Source organism: Neobacillus niacini (assembly GCF_046591715.1).
Taxonomy (GTDB): Bacteria; Bacillota; Bacilli; order Bacillales; family Cytobacillaceae; genus Neobacillus; species Neobacillus niacini_L.
The window spans coordinates 691,786-707,958 of the sequence record NZ_JAWVNQ010000001.1; the positions used below are offsets into that span (position 1 = coordinate 691,786).

The 16,173-nt window shown below is 40.2% G+C and carries 10 protein-coding genes; 8 read left to right on the forward strand and 2 right to left on the reverse strand.

Annotated features, from left to right (window positions below):
* Positions 1-191: 191 nt before the first annotated feature.
* Positions 192-2,015 (reverse strand): helix-turn-helix domain-containing protein, encoded by a 1,824-nt coding sequence (locus SFC47_RS03515; protein WP_411252859.1) that lies wholly within the window; start codon positions 2,013-2,015, stop codon positions 192-194.
* Positions 2,016-2,276: 261 nt separating this feature from the next.
* Between SFC47_RS03515 and SFC47_RS03520 the strand changes: the two genes are divergently transcribed.
* The 7 genes from SFC47_RS03520 to SFC47_RS03550 all read left to right on the forward strand — a co-directional run bounded on the left by SFC47_RS03520 (position 2,277) and on the right by SFC47_RS03550 (position 10,519).
* Entirely contained in the window at positions 2,277-3,416 is a 1,140-nt protein-coding gene (locus tag SFC47_RS03520; RefSeq protein ID WP_411252860.1) for an acyl-CoA dehydrogenase, read from the forward strand.
* 46 nt (positions 3,417-3,462) lie between these two features.
* Entirely contained in the window at positions 3,463-5,433 is a 1,971-nt protein-coding gene (locus SFC47_RS03525; RefSeq protein WP_411252861.1) for an acetate--CoA ligase, read from the forward strand.
* A 171-nt stretch (positions 5,434-5,604) separates the two neighbouring features.
* Positions 5,605-6,966 (forward strand): acetyl-CoA carboxylase biotin carboxylase subunit, encoded by a 1,362-nt coding sequence (gene accC, locus SFC47_RS03530; protein ID WP_411252862.1) that lies wholly within the window; start codon positions 5,605-5,607, stop codon positions 6,964-6,966.
* A gap of 12 nt (positions 6,967-6,978) precedes the next feature.
* Positions 6,979-7,191: an acetyl-CoA carboxylase biotin carboxyl carrier protein subunit gene (locus tag SFC47_RS03535; RefSeq protein WP_411252863.1), complete on the forward strand. Its 213-nt coding sequence runs from the start codon at positions 6,979-6,981 to the stop codon at positions 7,189-7,191.
* A gap of 34 nt (positions 7,192-7,225) precedes the next feature.
* Entirely contained in the window at positions 7,226-8,152 is a 927-nt protein-coding gene (locus SFC47_RS03540) for a hydroxymethylglutaryl-CoA lyase (protein ID WP_411252864.1), read from the forward strand.
* A 12-nt stretch (positions 8,153-8,164) separates the two neighbouring features.
* Positions 8,165-8,947: an enoyl-CoA hydratase gene (locus SFC47_RS03545; protein WP_411252865.1), complete on the forward strand. Its 783-nt coding sequence runs from the start codon at positions 8,165-8,167 to the stop codon at positions 8,945-8,947.
* 39 nt (positions 8,948-8,986) lie between these two features.
* Positions 8,987-10,519 (forward strand): acyl-CoA carboxylase subunit beta, encoded by a 1,533-nt coding sequence (locus SFC47_RS03550; RefSeq protein ID WP_411253613.1) that lies wholly within the window; start codon positions 8,987-8,989, stop codon positions 10,517-10,519.
* Positions 10,520-10,575: 56 nt separating this feature from the next.
* Here SFC47_RS03550 and gltC read toward each other — a convergent pair whose 3' ends face one another.
* Entirely contained in the window at positions 10,576-11,481 is a 906-nt protein-coding gene (gene gltC, locus SFC47_RS03555; RefSeq protein ID WP_411252866.1) for a glutamate biosynthesis transcriptional regulator GltC, read from the reverse strand.
* 133 nt (positions 11,482-11,614) lie between these two features.
* Here gltC and gltB point away from each other — a divergent pair, with 133 nt between their 5' ends.
* A complete protein-coding gene (gltB, locus tag SFC47_RS03560; RefSeq protein WP_411252867.1) occupies positions 11,615-16,162 on the forward strand; it encodes a glutamate synthase large subunit in 4,548 nt (1,515 codons plus the stop codon).
* Positions 16,163-16,173: the final 11 nt, after the last annotated feature.

Consider the following 16,173-nt stretch of genomic DNA (forward strand, 5'->3'; position numbering starts at 1 on the left):
TATTTCGGGTGTAGAAATAAGTGGTAGTTACTTTGTATATTACCAAGTAAAGGGAGTTGAATACACTGAAAAATCACTATATTTCGAAAAATGAATCAATAGGACTTGTCTATCGTCTCTTTCCGGACCATATTACCCAATTTTATCTAATTAATAGATAGGCTTTTCATCATGTTACTAGTTTTTTAACTTCAGATTTTCTGTATTGTATCTTTATCTTTTATAAACTGGTAAATATTAATTGCTAAATGAATATTAAATAATGAATGACTATCATTCAAATTCGTTACTAGAATTTCCTCAATTCGCTTTAAACGGTAGCTTAGAGTATTTGTATGAATATGTAAAAAATCTGCTGTTTTTCTGATGTTTTGATTTTGGTCTAGATAAACGATTAGCGTGCTTAACAATTCACCTTTTCTAGTTTGTTCGTATTGTATAAGAGGACCTAATACTTCTGTGATAAAATCGATTAATTCTTCCTTTGAATTTTGTAAAATAAACCTCTGCACCCCTAAATCTGTATAACTAATAACTCGATCATCAAAAGAATAGTTTTTGAGAAATTTTATGCACTTTGTTGCTTCTACAAATGATTCATGGATAAGTGTAAGACCTTGCTTCATTCTTCCTATACCTATAGAAACGTCTATGTCACTGTACTTATGAACAATCTCCAAGTGTAACTTTTTTGCCATCTCTTTTATATCAGCAACAATATTGCTTGAGGTGACTTTAGAATGCAAGGAAAGGAGAGCTGCGATTTGATTTTTATTCCTTACCGCCGTTACTTGAAGGTTTCTCCCAATTAATGACCTATTGGCCATATGAAGTAAATTTCTAATAACGGGATCGCCAAAAACCTTTTGCTCATTAAACTTATCTTTAACATTAATAATAATCGCAATGTAATTCCAATTAGGGTCAAAATTTAAATTTTTTGCTTTCTGAATCAGTACCTCATCAATCTGCCCTGAAAATAGTTTGGATACGAAATCTCCTCTTAAACGCTGTTGTGTTTCAATAACGGCTTGTTCTTTTACTAGTTCAAGAGAAATGACTGTACAAGCATGTTCGAGGGCAGCAATATCCACTTTACTTACTTTTTGTTTGGAAAGAATAATAAGCCCTCCTAGAGACTTTTGCTTAGAGCCAAGCGGCAATACAACTAATTGATAGTGATCGTCAATTAATGTAATTTCAGAAACGGTATGTGAGTTTTCCAGCGTCAAAATAATTTGTTTTGCATACGCTTTCATAAATTCGGTCATTTCATAAGAAAAAGTGGAATGACAGGCGGAAGCCCTAAGTTCTCCTATTTCGTCAAATAGAAACAGTTCCTGTCCGATGCTTGTATGTATGTAATTTAAAATGGATTGAATCCCTTCTCCATTTACCACAAGATTAGCTAAGTTTCGGTGAATTTCAATGGAATGGGAAAGCTTGTGAACCATTTCTTCTTTTTCTAAGAATAGTTTGGACTTTTCCAACGCAATCGCAGCTTGGTGACCGATCGCTTCCAATAAATGAATATCTTCTTGCTTAAACTGCAGCGACTGTTCAAATGAGTCCAATGTTATGACCCCGATACATTTTCCATTTTGTAGTATAGGGGAAGAAATCACAGAGGTGAAATGAAAATTACTCGGGATAGCCTGATCTAATAAATCTCTATTTTGTGGAGTTAATGTAGACAGTGCTTGTTTCACTTCTCCCTCATCCCAAAAAATGAGACATTTTTTGGCTGCAAAAGCCATCCCAGTCATAGATTCACCACTGACAAGTTTAATCTGTCTAAAAATATGTGGATAAAATAAACCTTGTGCGGATTTTGCAACTAACCGGTTCTCATTTTTGTCAAAGATCCATATAGAGCCGCCTCCAGCCGCTTCTACCACCGAAATCGTTTCACTCATGATAGATTCAAAAATGGAATTAATATCCAACTTTGAATTAATTACGTTGGATACATGGATTAAGGACTTTAGCTGCCGGTGGGTGAGTGTATCTTGCATCGTTTATCACTCTTTCCTCTTTGAAATTAAATTCGTTTACTTTTAAGTCGAATTTATGTTTTTGTGTAAAAGTCACAAATTTATCACATCTATATTCATGAAAACGGACATAGCATAATAAGGCCAATCGTTATATTCTGATTATAAGAAAATTTAGATAGTAATGAAAGGGGGGCTGTACATAGAATTGTGAGTTTACTAGTTTGTTTTAATAATTATTTACTAAAAATAATTAGAGCATTCGAAAGGAGTTTGAGATAAATGAATTTTGATTTAACAAAAGAACAAGAGATGATCCGCAATTTAATTAGAGATTTTGCTGATGCGGAGGTTGCTCCTGGGGCAGATGAACGTGATCGAACAGGAGATTTCCCTAAGGAGATATTCTCGAAATTATCAGAGCTAGGCATAATGGGTCTTCCTTTTCCTGAACAATATGGGGGTGGTGAAGCAGACACGATTAGCTTTGCAATTGTCGTTGAAGAACTTAGCCGTGTTTGTGCCTCAACAGGAATTACATATTCGGCACATATTTCATTAGGCGGGGCACCGCTCAATTTATTTGGCACTCACGAACAAAAAGAAAAATACTTAACACCCATTTGTACTGGAGAATCCTTCGGTGCATTCGGTTTAACTGAACCAAATGCAGGCTCCGATGCAGGAGGCACTCAAACAACAGCAGTTCTTGATGGAGATGAGTGGGTACTAAACGGTTCTAAATGTTTTATTACAAATGCAAGCTATGCCAAACACCTTGCAGTGACAGCAGTTACAGACCGATCAAAAGGAATTAACGGTATCAGCGCTTTTATCGTTCCTACAAATGCACCTGGATTCACAGTAATTGATAACTACGAAAAAATGGGTCTGCATGCATCAAATACAACAGAACTTATCCTTGAAAATGTTAGAATACCCAAGGAAAATCTGCTGGGGACAAATGGAAACGGTTACAAACAATTCTTAGCGACTCTTGATGGCGGAAGAATTGGGATCGGTGCTATGGCTGTTGGGATTGCACAGGGAGCGTATGATAAAGCTCTTCAATATGCAAAAGAAAGAAAACAATTCGGAAAAAGTTTATCCAACTTCCAGGCTATTCAATTTAAATTAGCAGACATGGCAATGAATATTGAATTGGCTCGGAATATGGTTTTTAAAGCAGCATGGTTAAAGGATCAAGGAAGAGCATTCAAAAAAGAAGCAGCATATGCGAAATTATTTGCATCAGAAATATGTATGCGTGCTTGTGATCAGGCTGTTCAGATCCATGGCGGATATGGGTATATGAAAGAATACCAAGTTGAGCGATTCTTCCGTGATGCGAAACTTTTGGAAATTGGTGAAGGAACATCGGAAGTTCAACGTATGGTCATTGCAAAACAAATTGGGTGTTAATGATTCTTTGTGATGAAACAATTATCTTGTTAAAGGAGCGAAAGAAATGGATATCAGTGGAATTTTACAAGTCGTTTCAAATAGTAAACTCATTTATCCACGAGAAGAAAAAGTGCGTTCAACTTCCATTGGAAGCACTGAAGCTTTTCAAGACCTTCTTAAACAATCTCAAGAAGATCCTGCAACATTCTGGGATCGTGCAGCACGTGAACTTGTTTGGTATGAACCATGGAAAGAAACCATTAGTGGAGAACTTCCTGATTTTCGCTTTTTTACCGGCGGCATTAGTAACCCGAGTGTAAATTTACTTGATCGTCATATCGAAAATGGTGCAGGAAACCGAACCGCTCTGATTTGGGAGGGGGAAAACGGAGACAGCAAATTTTACACGTATAATATGCTTCTTGCCGAAGTAAATCGATTTTCGAATGTTCTTAAATCTTTTGGTGTCAAAAAAGGCGATTGTGTAGCTATTTTTCTTCCAAATTTAGCCGAAGCCATTATATCCGTTTTAGCCTGTTTTCGAATTGGTGCTGTTTACAATACGATTTTCTCAGGTTACTCTGAAAAATCATTGACTGACAGACTGATAAACTTTGAACCGAAAGTATTGATTACGGCGGATGCAACTGAACGCAGAGGGAAACGTATTTCTCTAAAGGAAAAAGTTGATAAGGTTGTGCCATCTATAGCCTCAATTGAAGCTGTGATTGTTGTAGATAGATTAGGTACAGAGGTTGACATGAAAGAGGGCCGGGATTACTGGTGGCATGAAGAGACAAAAACTGCAAGTATTATTTGTGAGCCTGAGAGATTAGAAGCTAACGATAGCGGTATTGTTTTCTATACTAGTGGTACAACTGGTAAACCAAAAGGTGTTGTACATTCCGGCATGGCTTTTGTCATTCAGAACTACATATATGCCAAGTATCATATGGATCACCACCATGACGATGTTTTCTGGTGTACTGCTGATATCGGCTGGTTAACGATGCATATTTGGGGAATTACAGGTTCTTTAGCAAATGGAGTAACCACCGTTGTCTATGAAGGTTCAGTTGATTATCCAACGAAGGATCGTTTTTATCAAATCATTGAAAAATACAGGGTGAATAAACTGTTTACTGCTCCAACTGCTTTACGAATGTTAAAAAGTATGGGAGATAAGGTATTGGATAAATTTGATTTATCTTGTCTTGATGTTATTTCCCTTGTTGGAGAGCCTTTTGACCCTGAAACTTGGTACTGGACATATGAAGTGTTAGGAAAGAAGAAAGTTTATATCAATAATACGTGGGGTCAAACCGAAACAGCAGGGTCACCTATAGCTGGAGCTGCTTGGCTGACACCAATGAAACCGGGTGCAGCGGGTACAGCCTTTTTAGGTGCTGTTATGGATGTTGTGGATGAAGAGGGCAATGCAGTACAGCCTGGAAGGTTAGGAAATCTTGTAATTCGTAAACCATTTCCAATGCTTTGCCGAACTCTTTGGAAAGAACCTGAGCGCTATTACGCCTCCTATTTTAGTCAGGTGGATGGCTGTTATTATGCCAGCGATCTTGCATTAAAAGATGATGATGGATATTTATGGGTAGTCGGGCGTTCAGATGATGCGTTTAATGTAGCGGGACATCGTCTAAGTACCATGGAGATGGAGAGTGCTGTACTTGAAACTGAGGGTGTTTCTGAAACAGCAATCATTGGAATCCCTGACGAAATAAAAGGAGAAGTTCCACTAGTATTTGTTCGTCTCGCTGATGGCTATCACGAAACAGAGGAATTAAAACAGCAAATAAATGCTCAAATTATTCAACAAATCGGTAAGATTGCAGCACCAAAATCGATTATCTTTACCGATATGCTGCCGAAAACAGTCAGCGGAAAAATCATGCGCCGGCTATTAAAGGAAATTGTGGTTTCAGGAAGTGTTCAAGGCGACATTACAGGATTAGAAGATCCAGCAACAGTAGCACAAATACAAAAAATAGTTGCCGAAAAATCCTCTGTTAAGAGGTAGTAGCAGATCTAGTCATTTGTCAGGAATCACCTTGGCAAATGACTGGTTCCTTTACAAGATTAGCAGTTAAAGAGAAAGCTGCAAAATAAATGATTTATTTTTACATATGTATGTAATAAAGCTAACGAGTATTGAACCTATTTTGATAAAAGCCAGAAAGGGTGGAAATGCATGTTCAAAAAAGTGCTAGTTGCTAATCGCGGCGAAATTGCTGTTCGTGTAATCCGTACATGCAAAGCCTTAGGGATTACAACGATTGGAGTCTACTCTGAAGCAGATAGTGATGCCCCGCATGTAAAAATCGCAGATGAGGCGTATTTAATCGGAGGACCCCGTGTCGCAGAAAGCTATTTAAATATTAGTAAAATTCTAGAGGTCGCGCAAGCTTCAGGAGCAGAGGCCATTCACCCAGGATATGGCCTGCTATCTGAAAATGCTGAATTTGCCCGCCGTTGTGAGGAAGCAGGTCTACAATTTATCGGACCTTCTCCAAAGGTAATTTCCAAAATGGGTAATAAAATTGAATCACGAAAAGTGATGGAAGAGGCCGGTGTTCCTGTTGTTCCAGGGATTACCTACCCGCTGGCAGACGCAGAGGAAGCAGTGGAAGTGGCAGACACCATCGGTTATCCGGTTATGCTGAAAGCCTCCGCTGGAGGTGGGGGAATTGGTATGCAGGTGGTCCATAACGGAGATGAAATTCGAAAAGCTTTTGCTGGGAACCAAAAGCGGGCTACTGATTTCTTTGGTGATGGCTCGATGTATATTGAAAAATTTGTCGCAAATCCAAGACATATTGAGATTCAAATCTTAGCAGACGGTTTTGGAAATACTGTTTACCTTTGGGAACGAGAATGTTCAATCCAGCGCCGTCATCAAAAAGTTGTAGAAGAAGCCCCATCATCATTTATAACTGAAGATACTCGTACTAAGATGGGGGAGGCTGCCGTAAAAGCCGCGAAATCGATTGGATATAAAAATGCTGGTACGATTGAGTTTTTAGTGGATGAACAGCAAAATTTCTATTTTCTTGAAATGAATACTCGATTGCAGGTGGAACATCCGGTTACGGAAGAAATTACAGGACTAGACTTAGTTGAACAACAATTGCGAATTGCTGCTGGTCAACACTTGAGTTTTACCCAAGAAGAGGTCAAACGTGAGGGACATGCCATTGAGGTAAGAATTTATGCCGAAGATCCTAAAACATTCTTCCCTTCGCCAGGGAAAATAACTAAATTAGATTTGCCGGATGGACCGGGAGTTCGACATGAATTAGCAATTCACGGTCAATCTGTTGTCACTCCTTTTTATGATCCAATGATAGCGAAACTTGTTGTGACAGGCAGTAATCGTGAAGAGGCAATTAATCGTCTGCAAGCTGCCCTAGCTGATTATCATATTGAAGGAATTAAAACAAATATCCCTATGCTACAAGACGTGATTGCTCATCAGGCGTTTCATTCAGGTGATACGACCACAGATTTCGTTAACAAGTATTTAAAAAACAATAAAACAAACAATATAAAATAGGAGGAATAAATCATGAATGAAATTATTGCAAGTATGGCAGGAAGTGTATGGAAGGTGTTAGTTCAAGCGGGGGATCAAGTAGAAGAGGGGCAGGATGTAGTTATCTTAGAATCTATGAAAATGGAGATTCCGATTGCTGCTGAATTCGATGGAACGGTGAAAGAAGTAAAAGTGGCGGAAGGGGAATTTGTAAATGAAGGGGACATCATTGTAATAGTCGAATAAAAGCCTGGGTGATGCTAGGAAAGGAGATGGAGCAATGAATTGGCCAGTTGATGTAACAATCAAAGAGGTTGGTCCTCGTGATGGATTACAAAACGAGAAAACTTTTATTTCAACGGAAGATAAAATCACTTGGATTAATCAATTGTCAGAAAGTGGACTTAAAAATATTGAAATTACCTCATTCGTAAATCCCAAATGGATCCCGGCCCTTTCTGATGCCGTTGCAGTTGCAACTGGAATTACTAAAGTGCCCGGTGTCACTTATACCGCACTCGTTCCAAACCTTCAAGGCTTGGAACGAGCGTTACAAGTGAACATAGATGAAGTAGCACTATTTATGTCCGCGAGCGAGACTCATAATCTTAAAAATATCAATAAAAGTATTGATCAGACTTTACCTGTGTTAAAAGATTTGGCCAGAGAGTCCCTCTTAGCAGGGAAATCCACCAGAGGTTATGTATCAACCGTTTTTGGCTGTCCGTATGAAGGGCAAGTTGATATCGAGCCAGTCATAAAAGTGTCCGAATCATTATTTGAAATGGGGGTTAGTGAGCTGTCCCTCGGGGATACAATTGGTGTTGCGAACCCAAAGCAAGTTCAAGAAGTTTTGGAGGTCTTATTAAAAAGATTTCCTGCAGATAAATTAGCCATGCATTTCCATGATACAAGGGGTACTGCGCTGGCTAACATCTTAGTTTCATTAGAGATGGGGATTACCACATTTGATTCTTCCCTTGGCGGATTGGGAGGGTGTCCATATGCACCAGGTGCAGCCGGAAATGTTGCGACAGATGATTTGCTCTATATGCTTCACGGGATGGGCATTCATACTGGAGTTGATGAGCAAAAGATGCTGCGTGCATCCCAATTTATTCAGGAGAAAATAGGCAGAGTGTTACCTAGTAAAAGTTTTCAAGCTGCCAGTTCTCAATTAGGAAGAACTATAGGAAAAACCGTGTAAGGAAGGTGAACCATGACTAACACCATTTTAGTTAACAAGCTGGATAACGGAATTGTGTTGATTACGTTAAATAGGCCAGAAGCGGCTAATGCATTATCAATAAGTATGTTAGAGAGCCTCAAGAGTACACTTCATACATGTAAATATGACCGAACAGTCCGTTGTATCATAATCACAGGGGCTGGAGAGAAGGCTTTTTGTGCAGGAGCTGATTTAAAAGAAAGAGCGGGAATGGATAGTGTGCAGGTTAGGAAGACAGTTTCTTTAATTCGCGAAAATATCAACTCTTTAGAATTATTACCACAGCCAGTGATAGCAGCTGTGAACGGCGTTGCTTTTGGCGGAGGAATTGAACTCGCTCTTGCTTGTGATATCCGTATTGCCTCTGAAACTGCTAAGCTTGGCCTTACGGAAACATCACTCGGAATCATCCCAGGTGCCGGCGGAACACAGCGCTTACCAAGATTAGTAGGAAAGGGCCGTGCCAAAGAGCTGATATTTACGGCTAGACGAATTGATGCCAATGAGGCTCTTGAGATTGGATTAGTAGAATACACTGTTCCAAATGGAAGTTTACTAGATAAATCATTAGAAATTGCCAGACAAATTGTCCGGAATGGCCCGATTGCCGTCGCACAAGCAAAGTTTGCAATCGATAAAGGCTATGATGTTGACCTTAATACCGGTCTTGCTATTGAGCAAAATGCTTATGAAGTAACAATTCCAACAAAAGATCGGCTAGAAGGATTGCAGGCTTTTAAAGAGAAACGTACTCCAAATTACATTGGAGAATAAGAAACTTACATGAATCGAGGAGGAAAAATGACTGTGGATATGAAACCTCTCCAAGAAACTTTAAATGATAGAGTTGAACAAATTAAAAAGGGTGGACCTCCTAAATATCACGAGAAAAACCAAGAGCAGGGTAAACTGTTCGTCCGCGACCGTTTATCATTATTATTCGATTCCGGCCTTGAACTAGAGGATGGTCTATTTGCAAACTGTATGGCGGGGGATCTTCCTGCGGATGGTGTTGTGACAGGGATGGGCAAAATCAATGGCCAGCAGGTATGTGTTATGGCCAATGATTCAACCATTAAAGCGGGTTCTTGGGGAGCTCGTACGGTAGAAAAAATCATTCGAATCCAGGAAACTGCTGAAAAGCTGCGATTGCCATTATTATACCTAGTTGATTCTGCTGGAGCACGGATAACAGATCAGGTGGAAATGTTTCCAGGACGTCGTGGTGCAGGAAGAATCTTTTATAATCAGGTAAAACTTTCAGGCAAAATCCCTCAAATTTGTATTCTATTTGGACCATCTGCTGCAGGCGGTGCCTATATTCCAGCTTTTTGTGACATTGTTATTATGGTTGATAAAAATGCGTCCATGTACCTGGGCTCACCGAGAATGGCTGAAATGGTGATTGGTGAAAATGTAACCCTTGAAGAAATGGGCGGAGCCCGCATGCACTGCTCTGTTTCAGGATGTGGTGATGTTCTGGCGAAAAATGAAGAGGAAGCTATTTCGATGGCAAGAAACTATCTATCTTATTTTCCAGCCAATTTTTCTGAAAAACCGCCAAGTAGTGAGGCAGTGGACCCCAAACCATTAAAGAAACCATTAGAAGAGCTTATTCCAACTAACCAAAACTCTCCATTTAATATGCTTGACCTAATTAATGGGATTATTGATGAAGGCTCATTCTTTGAAATTAAGAAACTATTTGCAGGTGAACTAATCACCGGACTCGCCAGAATGGACGGGAAACCTATCGGCATTATAGCCAATCAGCCGCGTGTAAAAGGCGGGGTATTATTCCACGATTCTGCCGATAAGGCCGCGAAATTTATTAATCTTTGTGACGCTTATCATATTCCGTTATTATTCCTAGTGGATGTACCTGGATTTATGATCGGAACAAAGGTAGAACGGGCAGGTATCATACGTCACGGGGCAAAAATGATATCAGCGATGTCTGAAGCAAGTGTTCCAAAAATTTCTGTTATCGTCCGTAAAGCGTATGGAGCAGGTCTTTATGCAATGGCTGGCCCTGCTTTTGAACCTGATGCATGTCTGGCTTTGCCGTCAGCATCGATTGCGGTTATGGGACCAGAGGCAGCAGTTAATGCTGTTTATGCAAATAAAATTGCTGCACTGCCTGAAGAGGAGCGAGCAGAGTTCATCGAACAAAAACGGGAAGAATACAAAGAGGATATTGATATCTATAATTTGGCTTCCGAAATGGTTATTGACGGTATCATACCAGCAAACTCATTACGTAACGAACTAGTAACTCGTTTTGAGGCATATTCATCAAAATACCTCATTTTCTCAGAACGAAAACACCCTGTATATCCAGTTTAAAACCATGGGGACGGTTCTCCTGGTCATTTTTGACCAGGAGAACCGTCCCTTGATTTTTATAGTTTATATTGTTCCAATCTGTTGAAATATTGTATAAGGAATTGGTAGAAATTCTTTTCGGATGGTGCAATGTCTCTATGTTTTGGAGTAATAACTCCTACGGTGCGCATTGCTTTAGGAGTTTCAATTGGAACTTTCACTGTGTAACGTGGAACAGAATCATAGAAAGTGCTTTCTGGTAATAGGCTAACTCCGATTCCTGCAGAAACAAGTCCTTTTAAAGCATCCATATCCTCGCCTTCGGACGCAATGTTCGGTGCAAAGCCTGCCTCATGACAGGCATCCACAGCAATTTTTCGAAGAATATACCCATCTGGAAATAAAACGAATCGATCTGTTCGCAAGTCACTTAAATACAGACTCTTCCTATCAGCCAAGGGGTGATGTGCAGGAACGAGAGCAACGATATTTTCCATAAATAAAATCTTAGCATTAAGATCAGGTTCCTTCATTGGGACAGGACCGAGAAAGGCCAAATCGATTTCACCGTTTTTCACCGCATTAATTAAGTAAGCATAGGAACCATGCCGTAAATGGAAATTAACATTGGGTGCTATCTCCTTATAAGCGGAAATTAAATTTGGAAGCCAATAGATGGAGAGACTGGATGGGTATCCAATATGAAGCGTTCCTTCTAGTGGATTAAGAAATTCTTCGACTTTTACCTTTCCTTCATCTAATGTTTTTAAAGCATTTTTTGCAAATTCTAAAAAGATATTTCCGGCCTGTGTAATTTTAATGTTCCTGCCGACCCTTTCTAATAACTTAACCCCAAGTTCCTCTTCTAGTTTGGTAATTTGATAGCTGACGGCTGATTGGGCCACGTTAAGATTGTCTGCTGCCTCTGTAACATGCTGCCGCTGTGCAACTTCGATTAAATAACGTAATTGACGTAACTCCATTGCTAATTCTCCTCCAATCTATATAAGAATTAGATTGATTTGATATAAATTATATATTGTTTGTATTAATTAGAAAACCTAAAATTATTCATATAAATATTTCGATAATTTAATCAATAGGGAGAGATTAAATATGACGTATCATCAACTACCAAAAGCACAAGGTCTCTACCGTCCAGAATTTGAACATGATGCTTGTGGAATCGGCTTATATGCTCACATAAAAGGAAATGCCACACATGAAATCGTGGCAAAAGGACTAAAAATGCTTTGTCAACTGGATCATCGCGGCGGACAGGGAAGTGACCCGCTTACAGGCGATGGCGCTGGACTTATGGTTCAAATACCGGATCAATTTTTCCGCCAAGAATGTCCAGAAATAAACTTGCCTGAAAAAGGGAAATACGGCGTGGGAATGATGTTTTTCTCGAAGGATGATGGTGAACGGGGAGAAATAGAATCATACATTAATAAAATGGTCGAACAAGAAGGGCAAACCGTTCTTGGTTGGAGAACAGTTCCAGTTAATGCTGACCCAATTGGAGTAACGGCGCAGGAAAGCTGTCCTGTGATTCGTCAGGTGTTTGTTGGTAATAACGAAAATAGTACGGATTCATTAGCATTTGAACGAAAATTGTATGTGATTCGTAAACTTGTAGAAAAATGGGCAAGGGAATCACATTATCGGTTTTACTTTGCGAGCCTTTCAAGCAGGACCATTGTCTACAAAGGTCTGTTAACACCTGAACAAGTAGATCAGTTCTATTTGGATTTGCAGGATGAGAATTTTGTCTCTGCGTTTGCTTTAGTGCATTCCCGCTTTAGTACTAACACATTTCCTAGCTGGGAAAGAGCACATCCTAACCGATATTTAATTCATAATGGGGAAATTAATACACTTCAGGGAAATATTCATTGGATGAAGGCGCGGGAAAAACAATTTGTTTCTGAATTATTTGGAAGCGATTTGGAAAAAGTGCTGCCAATCCTTGATACGGATGGAAGTGACTCTTCGATTCTAGACAATGCACTTGAATTTTTAGTACTTGCAGGGCGTAAACCCGCACATGCAGCGATGATGCTTGTCCCGGAACCATGGTCAGAAAATCCGCATATGACTGGGGAAAAGCGAGCTTTTTATGAATATCACAGTACACTCATGGAGCCTTGGGATGGACCATCAGCTATTTCTTTCACGGATGGGAAGCAAATCGGTGCCATTTTAGATCGTAACGGCCTGCGGCCAGCACGGTATTATGTTACAGAAGATGATTATATTATTTTTTCATCTGAGGTTGGTGTTATTGACGTAGAGCCGGAAAAGGTATTATACAAAGAGCGGCTTCGTCCTGGTAAAATGCTCCTAATTGATTTAGAAGAAGGGCGCATCATTTCTGATGAAGAAATCAAATCACAGTTATCTCAAGAACAGCCGTATCAGCAATGGCTAAATGAGCAGCTTGTTCAATTGGGAGATAGAGAAGAGGCAGAGGGAGAAATTCCGGCAGATTTACTTGTCCTTCAAAAAGCCTTTGGATATACGTATGAGGATATTCAAAAATATATCCTTCCTGCTGTAACTGAAGGAAAAGACCCGCTTGGAGCAATGGGAAATGATATGCCGCTTGCTGTCTTATCAGACCGTCCACAGGCTTTGTTTAATTACTTTAAGCAATTATTTGCCCAAGTAACCAATCCGCCGATTGATTCGATTCGTGAAGCAATTGTTACCTCAACGGTTTCCTACTTAGGAGCAGAAGGGAATTTACTTCATCCATCAGCAGAAAATTGCCGCCGAATTCAATTAGAGACTCCAATCTTAACGAATGGCCAGCTTTGTGATTTAAAGAATAATGTATCATTTAAAAGCAAAGTGATCGACATCCTATTCACAGAGGATTTAAAGGACAGCCTTAACGAAATATGCCGTCAAGCAGACATAGCAATTGCAGACGGGGCAAGCTTAATTATTTTGTCTGACCGAAATATGAGTGCAAAAAGTGTTGCCATACCTTCCTTATTGGCAGCCAGTACCCTTCATCAACACTTGATTCGTGAAGGTATAAGAACGAAGGCAAGTATCATTATTGAAACAGGGGAAGTAAGAGAAGTTCACCATTTTGCGGTTTTACTTGGATATGGTGTAGATGGGATTAACCCGTATCTTGTATTCTCTGCCTATCATCAAGCTGTTGTTGAGGGAACTTTACCGTTCACCTATCAAGAAGCAGTACAGAAGTATATCTATGCCATGACAGAGGGTGTTGTGAAGGTCATGTCAAAGATGGGGATTTCAACCGTGCAAAGCTACCGCGGTGCACAAATTTTTGAAGCAGTCGGGATTAGCTCTGATGTCATCGACAGCTACTTCACAGGAACGGTTTCCCAGCTTGGTGGAATTGGTTTAGACACGATTGCACAGGAAGCGAAACTACGCCATCACGCTGCTTATCAGGAATATTCTGATAAGACCTTAGAATCAGGAAGTAACTTCCAATGGAGACATGATGGTGAACACCACGCATTTAATCCAGGAACGATTCATACTCTGCAATGGGCTTGCCGTAACGGTGATTATGAATTATTTAAAAAATACTCAACATTAGCAAATGAAGAAAGACTTGGCTTCTTACGCAACTTATTCTCCTTTAATGGAACACGTACAGCTGTGCCGATTGAAGAAGTAGAATCAGTGGATTCTATTGTACGCCGTTTTAAAACGGGTGCGATGTCATTTGGATCAATCAGTAAAGAAGCTCATGAAACATTAGCGATTGCCATGAACCGATTAGGCGGAAAAAGCAATTCTGGTGAAGGCGGGGAAGATTCAAGACGCTATGTAATTGATGAAAATGGCGACAACAGAGGTAGTGCGATTAAACAGGTTGCTTCTGGCCGTTTTGGTGTAAAGAGTCATTATCTTGTTAATGCCGAAGAGCTGCAAATCAAAATGGCTCAAGGAGCAAAGCCTGGTGAAGGCGGACAGTTGATGGGAACAAAAGTTTATCCATGGGTTGCCGACGTTCGCGGTGCGACACCAGGAGTAAGTTTAATTTCTCCGCCGCCGCACCATGATATTTATTCCATCGAAGATTTGGCACAGCTGATTCATGATTTGAAAAATGCCAACCGCGATGCTCGTATAAGCGTAAAGCTTGTTTCAAAAGGCGGGGTCGGAACGATTGCTGCAGGTGTGGCAAAAGCAGTAGCCGATGTTATTGTCATCAGCGGCTATGATGGCGGAACAGGTGCATCGCCAAAAACGAGCATTCAGCACGCAGGATTGCCGTGGGAACTTGGATTAGCGGAAGCGCACCAAACACTAATGCTAAATGGCCTACGTGATCGTGTTGTACTTGAAACAGATGGAAAGTTAATGACAGGTAAGGATGTAGTTATGGCTGCATTGCTTGGAGCGGAGGAGTTTGGCTTTGCTACAGCACCGTTAGTTGTCTTGGGCTGTGTGATGATGCGTGTTTGTCATTTGGATACATGTCCGGTTGGAATTGCCACTCAAAACCCAGAGCTTCGCAGAAAGTTCACGGGTGAAGCAGATTATATCGTTAACTTCATGCGTTTTATTGCACAGGAAGTGCGTGAGCTAATGGCTGAGCTTGGTTTTAGAAGTGTTGAGGAAATGGTCGGCCGCGCAGATGTATTAACTGTAAGTGAGCGGGCGAAATCCCATTGGAAGGCTAAGCATTTGGATTTAAAATCTTTGCTCTACAAGCCTGAAGGTGCATGTACCTTCAAAACTCCACAAAATCATAGAATTAACGAATCACTTGATATGAAAGAAATTCTTCCGGCTGTTCAGCTAGCTTTAGTGCAAGGGAAACCAGTGGATTTAAGCTTCCCAATTACAAATATCAATCGTGTGGTTGGTACGATTGTCGGAAGTGAAATTTCAAAACGCTACGGTGAAGAAGGTCTTCCTGAGGATACGATTAATCTACGGTTTGCCGGATCTGCCGGTCAAAGCTTTGGTGCCTTTGTACCAAGGGGGATGACTCTTGAACTTACAGGAGATGCCAATGATTATGTTGGTAAAGGTTTGTCTGGAGGAAAGATTATCGTTAGAGCAGATGAGCATACAAGGATTGTTTCTGGAGAAAACGTCATCGCAGGAAATGTGGCATTTATCGGGGGAACAAGCGGTGAAGCTTATATAAACGGGCGTGCAGGAGAACGCTTTGCAGTTCGTAACAGCGGAGTAAATGTCGTTGTTGAAGGAATTGGCGACCATGGCTGTGAGTATATGACTGGCGGACGTGTTGTTATTTTAGGTGATGTAGGTAAAAACTTTGCAGCTGGTATGTCCGGAGGAGTTGCCTACGTCTTAGCAGAAGACAAGGATGCATTTAAACATTTATGTAATCATGAATTGATTGAATTTGAATCAGTAACCACACCCGCTGATCAGGATGAACTAAAAAAGTTAATCGAAAACCACTTCCGTTACACCCAAAGTGTAAAGGCTAGCTGTGTTCTAGAAAACTGGAAAAAGTGTGTTAGAAAATTTGTCAAAGTCATTCCGAAGGATTATAAAAGGATGATTCATTTAATTGAGCAGCAAAAATTAGCAGGTTTATCGGAAGATGAAGCAGTAATGAGCGCCTTTTTAGCGAATTCCTCTGCAAAACCAACACATGCTAAACAGCAGGAAGCTGCAAACCGCTAAAAAAGGGGAGA

What these genes read in the sequence shown, in the direction of transcription:
- SFC47_RS03515 (WP_411252859.1), bottom strand. Translation starts at nt 2,015, where the DNA reads ATGCAAGATACACTCACCCACCGGCAGCTAAAGTCCTTAATCCATGTA.
- SFC47_RS03520 (WP_411252860.1), top strand. Translation starts at nt 2,277, where the DNA reads ATGAATTTTGATTTAACAAAAGAACAAGAGATGATCCGCAATTTAATT.
- SFC47_RS03525 (WP_411252861.1), top strand. Translation starts at nt 3,463, where the DNA reads ATGGATATCAGTGGAATTTTACAAGTCGTTTCAAATAGTAAACTCATT.
- accC (WP_411252862.1), top strand. Translation starts at nt 5,605, where the DNA reads ATGTTCAAAAAAGTGCTAGTTGCTAATCGCGGCGAAATTGCTGTTCGT.
- SFC47_RS03535 (WP_411252863.1), top strand. Translation starts at nt 6,979, where the DNA reads ATGAATGAAATTATTGCAAGTATGGCAGGAAGTGTATGGAAGGTGTTA.
- SFC47_RS03540 (WP_411252864.1), top strand. Translation starts at nt 7,226, where the DNA reads ATGAATTGGCCAGTTGATGTAACAATCAAAGAGGTTGGTCCTCGTGAT.
- SFC47_RS03545 (WP_411252865.1), top strand. Translation starts at nt 8,165, where the DNA reads ATGACTAACACCATTTTAGTTAACAAGCTGGATAACGGAATTGTGTTG.
- SFC47_RS03550 (WP_411253613.1), top strand. Translation starts at nt 8,987, where the DNA reads ATGAAACCTCTCCAAGAAACTTTAAATGATAGAGTTGAACAAATTAAA.
- gltC (WP_411252866.1), bottom strand. Translation starts at nt 11,481, where the DNA reads ATGGAGTTACGTCAATTACGTTATTTAATCGAAGTTGCACAGCGGCAG.
- gltB (WP_411252867.1), top strand. Translation starts at nt 11,615, where the DNA reads ATGACGTATCATCAACTACCAAAAGCACAAGGTCTCTACCGTCCAGAA.